At 68.3% G+C, this 11,351-nt stretch carries 9 protein-coding genes and 2 tRNA genes; 9 read left to right on the top strand and 2 right to left on the bottom strand.

All coding sequences use genetic code 11. The features are described 5' to 3' along the window. The first annotated feature begins 32 nt into the window (after positions 1 to 32). The 9 genes from AB0I81_RS61805 to AB0I81_RS61845 all read left to right on the top strand — a co-directional run bounded on the left by AB0I81_RS61805 (position 33) and on the right by AB0I81_RS61845 (position 9,959). Entirely contained in the window at positions 33 to 1,106 is a 1,074-nt protein-coding gene (locus AB0I81_RS61805; RefSeq protein ID WP_360679608.1) for an NAD-dependent epimerase/dehydratase family protein, read from the top strand. Positions 1,107 to 1,123: 17 nt separating this feature from the next. Next, positions 1,124 to 1,549, top strand: coding sequence for a molybdenum cofactor biosynthesis protein MoaE (locus tag AB0I81_RS61810; RefSeq protein ID WP_360679579.1), 426 nt, complete (start codon positions 1,124 to 1,126; stop codon positions 1,547 to 1,549). A 10-nt stretch (positions 1,550 to 1,559) separates the two neighbouring features. Continuing rightward, a complete protein-coding gene (locus tag AB0I81_RS61815; protein WP_360679581.1) occupies positions 1,560 to 2,606 on the top strand; it encodes a PDZ domain-containing protein in 1,047 nt (348 codons plus the stop codon). A 164-nt stretch (positions 2,607 to 2,770) separates the two neighbouring features. Next, positions 2,771 to 5,722, top strand: a complete 2,952-nt coding sequence (locus tag AB0I81_RS61820) for a UPF0182 family protein (protein WP_360679584.1) — start codon at positions 2,771 to 2,773, stop codon at positions 5,720 to 5,722. 56 nt (positions 5,723 to 5,778) lie between these two features. Beyond that, a tRNA-Met gene (locus tag AB0I81_RS61825) sits at positions 5,779 to 5,855 on the top strand. A 109-nt stretch (positions 5,856 to 5,964) separates the two neighbouring features. After that, positions 5,965 to 6,041: transfer RNA gene (locus AB0I81_RS61830), tRNA-Met, on the top strand. Between the two features lie 100 nt (positions 6,042 to 6,141). Next, a complete protein-coding gene (locus tag AB0I81_RS61835; RefSeq protein ID WP_360679587.1) occupies positions 6,142 to 6,609 on the top strand; it encodes a group II truncated hemoglobin in 468 nt (155 codons plus the stop codon). Between the two features lie 9 nt (positions 6,610 to 6,618). Beyond that, positions 6,619 to 9,294 carry a DUF4118 domain-containing protein gene (locus tag AB0I81_RS61840; protein ID WP_360679590.1) on the top strand — a complete coding sequence of 892 codons (2,676 nt, stop codon included), beginning with the start codon at positions 6,619 to 6,621 and terminating at the stop codon, positions 9,292 to 9,294. Further along, the gene (locus tag AB0I81_RS61845) at positions 9,291 to 9,959 is read left to right on the top strand and encodes a response regulator (RefSeq protein ID WP_360679593.1); all 669 of its coding nucleotides are present in this window, start codon (positions 9,291 to 9,293) and stop codon (positions 9,957 to 9,959) included. Before AB0I81_RS61840 ends, AB0I81_RS61845 begins: the two co-directional genes overlap by 4 nt. 7 nt (positions 9,960 to 9,966) lie before the next feature. Here the strand turns inward: AB0I81_RS61845 and AB0I81_RS61850 are convergent, their stop codons facing one another. Then, positions 9,967 to 10,158 (bottom strand): hypothetical protein, encoded by a 192-nt coding sequence (locus tag AB0I81_RS61850; RefSeq protein ID WP_360679596.1) that lies wholly within the window; start codon positions 10,156 to 10,158, stop codon positions 9,967 to 9,969. Between the two features lie 360 nt (positions 10,159 to 10,518). After that, positions 10,519 to 10,917, bottom strand: coding sequence for a hypothetical protein (locus tag AB0I81_RS61855; protein ID WP_360679599.1), 399 nt, complete (start codon positions 10,915 to 10,917; stop codon positions 10,519 to 10,521). Positions 10,918 to 11,351 lie beyond the last annotated feature (434 nt).

Genomic DNA, 11,351 nt, shown 5'->3' on the forward strand with positions numbered 1-11,351 from the left:
CGTCCTACGGCGGATCAGTGCAAAGTGAGGACCTGGTGCCTACCTCGAAACGCCCGCGCCAAACCGTCGTAGCCGTAACGGGCGCAGCCTCCGGCCTGGGCCGCGAAGTGCTCGCAAGGCTCGTAACCTCCGCGGATTTCCGCAGAGTGGTGGCCATCGATGAGGAGCGCGGCGACGTCCAGGAAGCCACGTGGAGAGTGATCGACGTACGAGATCCGCTCTTGGCGAACCGGATCTCCGACATCGACGTTCTGGTCCATCTGGCCGGTGACTACGCCGTCGACTCCGACCCCGGGGAGCGGCGGGCGTACAACCTGCGCGCCGCCCAGACGGTGCTGACGGCCTGCGCCGCCGCGCGCGTGCGCCGTGTGGTGCTGGTCACAAGCGCGATGGTGTACGGCGCCGCGCCCGACAACGAGGTGCCGTTGCCCGAGGACGCCCCGGTGGCGGCCGAGCCCGACACCGGCGTGGTGGGTGACTTCCTGGAGATCGAGTCCCTCGTACGCAGGTCCCTGCGCAGCCACCCCGGCCTTGAGGTGACTGTGCTGCGCCCGGCCGCGGTCGTCGGCCCCGGCGTGGACACGGTGATAACCCGCCATTTCGAGTCGCCCAGGCTCCTGACCGTCAAGGGCTGCAGCCCGCACTGGCAGTTCTGCCACATCGACGACCTGCTCTCGGCGCTGGAGCTGGCGGCCCGCGGCCTGGTCAGCGGCGTCGTGGCGGTCGGCTCCGACGGCTGGCTGGAGCAGGAGCACGTCGAGGAGCTGTCCGGCATCCGCAGCCTGGAGCTCCCGGCGGGGCTGACGTTCGGCACGGCCCAGCGCCTGCACCGGCTCGGCATCACCCCGGCTCCCGCCACCGACCTGCACTACGTCGTCTATCCCTGGGTCGTCGACTGCGCGGCGCTGCGCGAGGTGGGCTGGAAGCCGTCCTGGACCAACGAGGCAGCCTTGGAGCAGCTCATCGAACTGCGCGAGAACAGGACGACCGTGGTCGGCAGGCGCCTGCCCGTCAAGGAGGCCACGCTCACCGCCGCCGGCGCCACGGTGGCCGTCATCGGCACCGCCGCGATCGTCCGTCAGGTACGTAAGAAGCGGCGCGGGTGAACGGTTAGGCTCTTTCCGTGGACGTCATCCGTTTGCTCGGCATTCGCGACACGCCGCTCTCCGTGGACGAGGTGCTGGCCGCCGTGGGCGACCATGCCGCCGGCGGCACCACGTTCTTCGTGGGCACCGTCCGCGAGCAGGACCACGGCAAGCCCGTGACCAGGCTGTCCTATTCTGCGCACCCTTCTGCCGAGGCCGAACTGCGGCAGGTGGCGGAGAAGATCGCCGGCGACTTCCCCGTGACCGCGCTGGCCGCCGTGCACCGGGTGGGCGACCTGGAGCTGGGTGACATAGCCGTCATCGTCGCGGTGGCCGCCCCGCACAGGGACGAGGCGTTCGGGGCGTCACGCCGCCTGATCGACGATCTCAAGGCCCAGGTCCCCATCTGGAAGCATCAGGTGTTCGCCGATGGCGAGACCGAGTGGGTCGGCGCCGGCGAATAAGCTCATTGACATGTCACGACGTGCCCTGACCCTGCTGCTCGCGGGATTCCTCGTGCTCGCGCTGGGGGTGGTCGGCGCGTTCCGCCCGGTCCCGTACGTCGTGCTCAGCCCGGGCCCGACGGAGAACACCATCGGCGAGGTCGACAAGAAGCCCGTGATCGCGATCAAGGGCAGGCAGACCTACCCGACCAGCGGCGCGCTCCACCTGGTCACGGTGGCCTACCAGGGCGGCCCCGCCGCGCAGATCGACCTGCTGACCGCGTTGCGCGGCTGGCTCGACCCGACGGTGGCGGTGGTCCCGGAGGAGACGATCTTCGCTCCCGGCCGCGAACCCCAGGAGGTCGAGGAGGAGAACGTCGTGGAGATGACCAACTCCCAGGACTCCGCGACCGCCGCCGCGCTCAACGAGCTCAAGATCCCTTACACCATGGCCGTGGGCGTGGTGTCCACGGAGAAGGGCAAGCCCGCCGACGGCAAGGTGCGCAAGGACGACGAGATCACCGCGGTCGACGGCAAGGAGACCAAGGACGTCACCGCCGTGCAGAGCGCGGTCAAGGCGCACAAACCGGGTGACGAGGTCGTGCTCACCATCATGCGCGGCAAGGAGAAGCTCGACGTCCCTCTGCAGACCGTGGCCGGGCCACAGAAGCAGACCATCGTCGGCCTGTCGATGCAGGCCAAGTACAAGTTCCCGTTCGAGGTCGACATCAACGTGGGTGACGTCGGCGGGCCCAGCGCCGGGCTGATGTTCTCTCTCGGCATACTCGACAAGCTCACGCCGGGCGAGATCACCGGCGGCAAGAAGATCGCCGGCACCGGGACGATCCAGCCGACGGGCGAGGTCGGCCCGATCGGCGGGATCGCGCAGAAGATGGTGGGCGCCAAGTCAGCCGGCGCCACGGTCTTCCTGACCCCGGCCGACAACTGCGCGGAGGCCATGAAGGCCGCACCCGAGGGGCTGCGGTTGGTCAGGGCCGACACGCTGCACTCGGCGGTGTCCTCGCTCGACGCGCTGCGCACGGGCAAGGGTGAAGTGCCCGCGTGCGAGGCCGGATGAAACTTCTGGCGAGCGTCGTGCGTTAGCCGTACGGCTGGCACAGCGGTGTAGGTTGCCAGACACGGACCGTTTTTCATTACGACGAGGGGTTGGCCTTGAGCTTCCGGACCCCAGGAGCCGGCAGGGCGATGCGCTTGCCCCGCCGACCGCGACTGCTTCTGCCTGTGGCGATCGCCCTCGTGGCGATCGTGGCGCTGTTCTTCCTTTTCTCCGGTATTTTCACCGATTACCTGTGGTACGACTCGACCGGCTTCACGTCGGTCTTCAGCGGTATGGTGCTGACCCAGATCGTGCTGTTCCTGGTCGGAGCGGTGCTCATGGTCGGCATTGCCGGCGGCAACATGTTGCTGGCCTTCAAGACCCGGCCGATGTTCGGGCCGGCGATGTTCGGCGGTGGCAGCGGCGCCGACCGCTACCGCATGGCGCTCGACCCCCACCGAAAGCTGATCTTCATCGTCGGCATGGGGCTGCTCGCGATCTTCTCCGGCTCCTCGTTCTCGGGCCAGTGGGAGACGTGGCTGAAGTTCAACAACGGCGCCGCGTTCGGCAAGGCGGACAAGTTGTTCGGGATGGACATCTCGTTCTTCATGTTCGACTACCCGTTCATCCGGATGGTGCTGAACTTCCTGTTCACTGCCGTGATCATCTCGATCGTGCTGGCGGCGATCACGCACTACCTGTACGGCGGCTTCCGCCTGCAGTCGCCCGGCGTGCACGCCTCCAGGGCGGCCCGCGTACACCTGTCCGTGCTGCTGGGCGTCTTCGTGCTGCTCAAGTCCGTGGCCTACTGGATCGACCGCTACGGCCTGGTCTTCTCCGACCGGGGCTTCGTGCACGGCGCCTCCTACACCGACGTCAACGCGGTGCTCCCGGCCAAGACCATCCTCGCGATCATCGCGCTGATCTGCGCCGCGCTGTTCTTCGCCGGCGTGGTGCGGCCGGGCGGGATGTTGCCCGGGGTCTCCTTCGGCCTGCTCGTGCTCTCGGCCATCCTGATCGGCGGCGTCTACCCGGCGCTGGTCGAGCAGTTCCAGGTCAAGCCCAACCAGCAGGGCAAGGAAGCCTCCTACATCGATCGCAACATCCAGGCGACGCGCGAGGCGTACAACATCGACAAGGTCGAGGTCGAGAACTACAACGCGCAGGCCGACCCGGCCAAGGTCCAGGCCAACGGCGACACCTCGGTCTCGGGCGTACGCCTGCTCGACCCGGCGCTGCTCTCCTCGACCTTCCAGCAGACGCAGCGCATCAGGGGTTTCTACAGCTTCGGCGACCCGCTCGACGTGGACCGCTACCCCGACGCCAACGGCAAGCTGATCGACCACATCGTCGGCGTACGTGAGCTGACGGGACCGCCGGTCGACCAGAACAACTGGATCAACCGGGCCCTGGTCTACACCCACGGCTACGGTTTCGTCGCCGCGCCGGGCAACAAGGTCGACTCCAGCGGCCTGCCCGCCTACGACGCCAAGGACATGCCGGTCATCGGCCCGCTGGTGGACAGTACGAAGCTGAAGGAATCGCGCATCTACTTCGGTGAGAGCGAGACCGCGGCGGCCGACGAGTACGTGATCGCCGGTGGCAACCCGAACAACCCGCAGGAGCTCGACTATCCGGAAACGGGCGGCACGGGCCAGAAGAACACCACTTACACCGGCAAGGGCGGAGTGCCCGTCGGCTCGTTCTTCAACAGGCTGCTGTACGCCGCCAAGTACGGCGAGGCGAACATCGTCCTGTCCGGCGACATCAACGACAACTCCAAGATCCTGTACGTGCGCAACCCGCGCGACAGGGTCCAGAAGGTCGCGCCCTTCCTCACGCTCGACGGCAACCCGTACCCGGCGATCATCGACGGGCGGGTGCAGTGGATCGTGGACGGCTACACGACGTCCAACGACTACCCGTACTCGCAGAGCGAGAGCCTCGGCGACATGACGCGGGACACCTCGACCGACCGCCGGGTGATCGCCCAGCAGCCGATCGACAAGATCAACTACATCCGCAACTCGGTCAAGGCCACGGTCGACGCCTACGACGGCACGGTCAAGCTCTACGCCTGGGACAACAACGACCCGGTGCTCAAGACCTGGAGCAACGCCTTCCCCGGCACCATCCGCCCGGCCACCGAGATGAGCGCGCAACTGCGCCAGCACGTGCGTTACCCGGAAGACCTGTTCAAGGTGCAGCGCTACACCCTGTCGCGCTACCACATCACCACCCCGGCCGCCTTCTACAGCGGCCAGGACTTCTGGAACGTCCCCGGCGACCCGACCCAGGGCGACAAGAACATCAAGCAGCCGCCCTACTACCTGACCACCACGATGCCGGGCGGGCAGCCGACGTTCTCGCTGACGACGACGTTCGTGCCACGGCAGGGGCCCAACCTGGCGGCGTTCATGGCGGTCGACTCCTCGGCCGACGGGGAATACGGGCGGATGCGAATACTCCGCATGCCGTCGAGCAGTCCCATCCCAGGTCCAGGCCAGGCCCAGAACGCGTTCCAGAGCCGTTTCGCGGGTGAGCTGAACCTGCTGGGGGTCGGCGCCTCGTCGGTCCGTTACGGCAACCTGCTGACGCTTCCGTACGCGGGCGGCCTGGTCTACATCGAACCGGTGTACATCCAGGTGGCCGCGGGCAGCGGCGGGCAGGAACCGTACCCGATCCTGCAACGGATCCTGGTGTCGTTCGGCAGCAAGATCGGTGTGGCGCGGACCTTGGAAGAGGCACTGCAACAGGTCTTCGGCACCGAGCAGCAACAACAGGAACAAGAACAGACCCAGGAACAGGAGCAGACGCAGGACAACCAGTCCAGCTCCGCGCTGAACACGGCGATCTCCAACGCCAAGAAGGCCTATGCGGACGCGGAGAAGGCCCTGCAGGCCAGCCCGCCGGACTGGGACGCCTACGGCGACGCGCAGAAGCGGCTGGACGAGGCGCTGACGGCGCTGGAGGGGGCCAACCGGCAGCAACCGGCACCGTCCGCGACGCCCACGTCCTCACCGACGGCCTCGCCACCAGCTTCGCCGCCGGCCTCACCACCGGCGTCGCCGGCTGTCACGCCGACCACGCCACCGACGGCATCCCCGACCGGGTCGCCGACGGAGAACACTTCTTAGTCCATTCAGTTTGCGTCCACCCCGCGCCGCCCGATAGTCTTTAAAAGCAAGGACGACGCGGGGTGGAGCAGTTCGGTAGCTCGCTGGGCTCATAACCCAGAGGTCGCAGGTTCAAATCCTGCCCCCGCTACCAGGTCAGAGGCCCGGGGTTCGGAAACGGAACCCGGGCTTTTGTGTGAGTGGCAAGTAAAAGTGGTTCGAGCACTCGTTGGAAGCCTGTAGAGTAGTTATCAACACACCGACGCGGGGTGGAGCAGTTCGGTAGCTCGCTGGGCTCATAACCCAGAGGTCGCAGGTTCAAATCCTGTCCCCGCTACCAAAGAGAAGTCCCCGGCCACCGGATCATCCGGCGGCCGGGGACTTTTTCGTTTTCCCACGAGCCCCTTGTCCGCCTCGGGTGCTGATGATTACATGATTACATGACCGATAACGCAGCGCCGACGCTCTACGAATGGGCGGGCGGCACGGAGGCTTTAGAGCGCCTGACCGAGGCGTTCTACCGCAGCGTCGTCAAGGACGACCTGATCGGCCCGCTGTTCGCGCACATGGACCCGGACCACCCCAGACACGTGGCCATGTGGCTCGGCGAGGTCTTCGGCGGCCCTGACCGCTACACCAGGGAACGCGGCGGCTACGCGGGCATGCTCCGCCACCACCTGGACAGGGCCATCACCGAACCTCAGCGCCGCAGATGGGTGAACCTGCTCATGGACGCGGCCGACGAAGTGGGGCTGCCCGACGACCCCGAGTTCAGGGCCGCGTTCGCCGGCTACATCGAATGGGGCACCAGGCTGGCCAGGCACAACTCCCAGCCGGGCGCGACGCCTCCGCAGCAGGCTCCGGTGCCGCACTGGGGGTGGGGGGTCGCGCCGCCGTACCAGCCGTAACCTGGAGGAATGGGAGGCAGGCCCAGAGGGCGGCTGCGGGTCTACCTGGGGGCGGCCCCCGGGGTGGGCAAGACGTACGCCATGCTCAGCGAGGCCCGCCGGGCCCGCGAGCGAGGCAGGGACGTGGTCGTGGGCCTCGTCGAGACCCACGGCCGCGCCCGTACCGCCGCCCTTCTCGAAGGGCTGGAGCTCCTGCCGAGACGAACCGTCACCTACCGGGGCGTGACGCTCACCGAGCTGGACTCCGACGCCGTCATCGAACGAGCGCCCGCGCTGGTCCTGATCGACGAGCTGGCCCACACCAACGCGCCCGGCTCGCGCAACGCCAAACGCTGGCAGGACGTCGAGGAGATCCTGCACGCCGGGATCGACGTCGTCTCCACCGTCAATGTCCAGCACCTCGAATCGCTGAACGACGTCGTCGAGGAGATCACCGGGGTGCCGCAGCGGGAGACCGTACCGGATGAGGTGGTGCGGCGGGCCGACCAGATCGAGCTGGTGGACATGTCACCCGAGGCGCTGCGCCGGCGCCTGGCCCACGGCAACGTCTACGGGCCCGAGCAGGTGGACGCCGCACTCGCCAACTACTTCCGCGTCGGCAACCTGACCGCGCTGCGCGAGCTCGCGCTGCTCTGGGCGGCGGACAAGGTGGACGAACAACTCGGCCGCTACCGCAGCGACCACGCGATCGCGGGCACCTGGGAGGCGCGCGAGCGCGTGGTGGTCGCGCTCGCGGGCGGCCCCGAGGGCGACACGCTCGTACGGCGGGCCGCGCGCATCGCGGCCAGAAGCAAGGGCGCGGACCTGCTGGCCGTGCACATCACCAGCGCCGACGGGCTGATCTCGGGCGGCGACCCCGCCGACCTGGTACGCCAGCGCGCCCTCGTCGAGGACCTGGGCGGGACCTACCACCAGGTGATCGGCGACGACGTGCCGCGGGCGCTGCTCGAGTTCGCCCGTGGCGTGAACGCCACCCAGCTCGTGCTCGGGGCGTCGCGGCGCAGGCGGCTGCTGATGCGGGGCGTGGGCGTGACGACGACGGCGCTGTCCGGGGCGATCGACGTGCACATGGTTCCGCACGAGACGACGGGCGGGCGCTATCGGCAGCGGTCCGGGGCCGCGCTGACCCGTACGCGGCGTTTGTCCGGGTGGGCGCTGGCACTGGCCGGAATGCCGCTGCTCACGGCCGTACTCCGGCCGGCGGGGCTGACGCTGCCCAGCGAGATCCTGCTCTTCCTGCTGCTCGTCGTGGCGGTCGCGCTGGCGGGCGGCACGTGGCCGGCGCTGACCGCGGCGGTCGCCGGGTTCGGGCTGCTCAACTGGTTCTTCACGCCGCCGGTGCACACGCTCACGATCGGCAGGCCGGAGAACCTGCTCGCGCTGGTCATCTTCGTGCTCGTGGCGGCCATGGTCAGCACGGTCGTGGACCTGGCGGCCAGGCGCAGCAGGGAGGCGGCGCGGTCGCGGGCCGACGCCGAGGTGCTGGCGACGCTGGCGGGTCATGTGCTGCGTGGTGAGTCGGCGCTGCCGTCGCTGCTGGCCAGGATGCGTGAGACGTTCGGACTGACGGCGGTGACACTGCTCGAACGCGGCCCGACACCCGGAGAGCCGGGGCCACCTGGCCGGGACGGCGAGTCGTCGGAGGACGGCGAGGTTTTGAAGGACGGCGGGTTGTCGGAGGGCGGCCGCGAGCCGTCGGAGGGCCGCGGTGAGTCGTCGGAGGGCGGCGGTGAGTCGTCCGAGCGCGGTGGTGAGTCCTTCGCGTCGTGGGGGGCCGTCGGTGCCGGGGAGTGGCGGGTTGTGGCCACGTCCGGTGGGCTGCCAGCCACACGTCCCGGCCTGGCCGACACCGACGTCGTGATCGACGACCGGCTGGTGCTGGCCGCGCGCGGGCGCCTGCTGGAAGCCAGCGACCGCCGCGTGCTGGAGGCGTTCGCGGCGGAGGCGGCGGTGGCGCTGCGGCAACAGCGGTTGCGGGAGGCCGCTGACCGGGCCGGACCGCTGGCGGAGGCCGACAGGATGCGTACGGCGCTGCTCGCCGCCGTGGGCCACGACCTGCGTACCCCGCTGGCCTCGGCCAAAGCCGCCGTGGACAGCCTGCGCAGCACCGACGTCACCTGGTCGGACCAGGACCGCACCGAACTGCTCGCCACCGCCGACGAGTCGCTGATCAAGCTGAACCGCCTCATCTCGAACCTGCTGGACATGAGCCGTCTGCAGGCCGGCGTGCTCGGCGTCAAGCTCGAACCGGTGGCGATCGAGGACGTACTGCCGCACGCGCTGGACGACCTCGGCCCCCTGCGTGATCGCCTCGCCAGCGACATACCGCCCGAACTACCCGAGATCTCGGCCGACCCCGCGCTGCTGGAACGGGTGCTCGTCAACCTGGTGGCCAACGCGGTCCGCCACAGCCCGGACGGTGAGCGCGTACTCGTCAGGGCGAGCCGCTACGGCGAGCACGTCGAGATCCGCGTCATCGACAGGGGCCCCGGCATTCCGGCAGAAGCACATGAAAGGGTGTTCCTGCCCTTCCAGCGGCTCGGCGACCGCGACAACCACACCGGCGTCGGGCTCGGCCTGGCACTCTCGCGCGGCCTCACCGAGGCGATGGGCGGCACGCTCGTCCCAGAGGACACACCCGGAGGAGGACTCACCATGACCATCTCGCTGCGGCGGGCCCCATGACGCGCGTACTCGTGGTGGACGACGAGCCCCAGATCCTGCGGGCCCTACGGGTCAACCTGGCGGCCAGGCAGTACGAGGTGGAGGTCGCGCCCGATGGGGGCTCGGCGCTGCGCCAGGCCGCCGAGTGGCATCCCGACCTGGTCATCCTCGACCTCGGCCTGCCCGACCTCGATGGCGTGGACGTCATCCAGGGACTGCGCGGGTGGACCTCGATACCGATCATCGTCCTGTCCGGGCGCGCGGACAGCACCGACAAGGTGGACGCCCTCGACGCGGGCGCGGACGACTACGTCACCAAGCCGTTCAGCATCGACGAGCTGCTCGCGCGGGTGCGCGCGGTGACCCGGCGCACGGGTCAGCACGACGAGGAGAACCTGACGGTGCAGGTGGGTGAGCACGTCGTCGACCTCGCCCGCAAGACGATCTCAGAAGGGGTACGCCTGACGCCCACGGAATGGCACTTCCTGGAGCTCCTGCTGCGCAACCCCGGCAAGCTGATCAGCCAGCGCCAGCTCCTCACCGAGGTGTGGGGCAGCGCCTACCTGAAGGAGACTCACTACCTGCGCCAGTACATGGCCCAGTTGCGCCGCAAACTCGAACGCGACCCGGCGCATCCGGTTCACCTGCTGACCGAGCCGGGGATGGGTTACCGGTTCCAGCCTTAGGGGCGGTTCACACCTTGTTGGTGAGCATCCAGAAGGTCTTGCGTACGGCCCAGCTCAGCAACAGGAACCCGAAGACGACCTGCACGACGCGCATCCAGAGGGACGAGCCCTGGTCCGCATAGATCACGATGCCGACCCACATCAGGCCGAATACCCCGACCATGGCGATTGCCGCCCAGTTCAGCCCCCGCTGCCACATATGGGAAGTCTTACAGGCGGCCCGCCAAGGGCGGGTATGCCCGAAGTCGCCATCCCGTCAGCAAGGACGGTTGCGGCTGTGGACGCGAGGGCTTGGCAGCTGGAATGCGAAGCTTCATTTTCGGGGCGGAGATTCACGGCTGGCACAAATGTGTTGCTGCGGAATTCAGAGCCCCGCTGGAGCCGCGTTCTGCGGCGGACGTGGGAGCTTCCTGGCGGGTGCGAGGTGTCAGCGCGCGGGTGACGGAGTCACCGGGGGGGCGTAGGCGGTGGTGTCACTGAGAAGGGCGCGTGGACGGCGGTGTCACCGAGAAGGGTGCGCGGGTGCCGGTGCTACCGAGAAGGGTGCACGGTGCAGGTCTTAGCGGGGGAGTGCGCGGCCGGTGCCGACGCAGCGGCGCAGGCGCATGCCGCGCGGGCGCTTCTGGGCCGGCTGCTCCAGGCAGGCGAGCAGCGCGGCCGCCGTACGGGCGTCGGACAGGATGCGCTGCACGGCCTCGCCGTCCGCCGGCAACTGCCCGCGTTCCGCGAGCTCGTGCCTGAGGAAGGTCAATGGATCGGCCGCGTCCACGGCATCGGAGGCCACGGTCGCCCGCGCGGCCGTCAGCAGACGCAGGTAGTGGGTGCGCAGAACGGCCTCACGCATGCGGGCGTGCTCAAGGTCGTCGATCAGAGTCCTGGCGATCCGCAACAGGTCACCAGCGTGCGTCGCCTCATCGGCGAGAAAAGCGCGGATGTCGTCGAACTCCGACCTGGTCATGGCGGACACCTCCGAGAGCGCAGATTGCTCGTAGGTACTTCGTACCGAGGGACGATTGCGGATGACTTGCCGTCGGCTTGCCTGCCGGTGTCATGCAGGGGGTTCCTCGGAGAGGTTTGAGCGTCTGGTGGTGAGGGAAGAACCTCCTGATTACCCGAGTGGGCCTGAGCAGCCGTGCCAGGCTGCTAGAGTTACTTCCCGCAGGGCGAACGAGAGGCTCCCAAGGAGCCTCGAAGATACCCCGCAAATCCCACTACCTTCCGGGTGCTCCTCCGATGGTTTCGCATCGGTTCGGATTGGCTGGTAAGTTAGAGGGGTTGTCTCCGAAAGGGGGCGGCACTTAATTCCCGCAGGTCGAGCGAGTCCGGTCAATTTGACAGGAACTTGAACGGCTGAGAGAGTTAAGACACAACGAACGAACGGAAAACGCCTCC

It is taken from the genome of Nonomuraea sp. NPDC050404 (assembly GCF_040655495.1).
Classification (GTDB): Bacteria; Actinomycetota; Actinomycetes; order Streptosporangiales; family Streptosporangiaceae; genus Nonomuraea.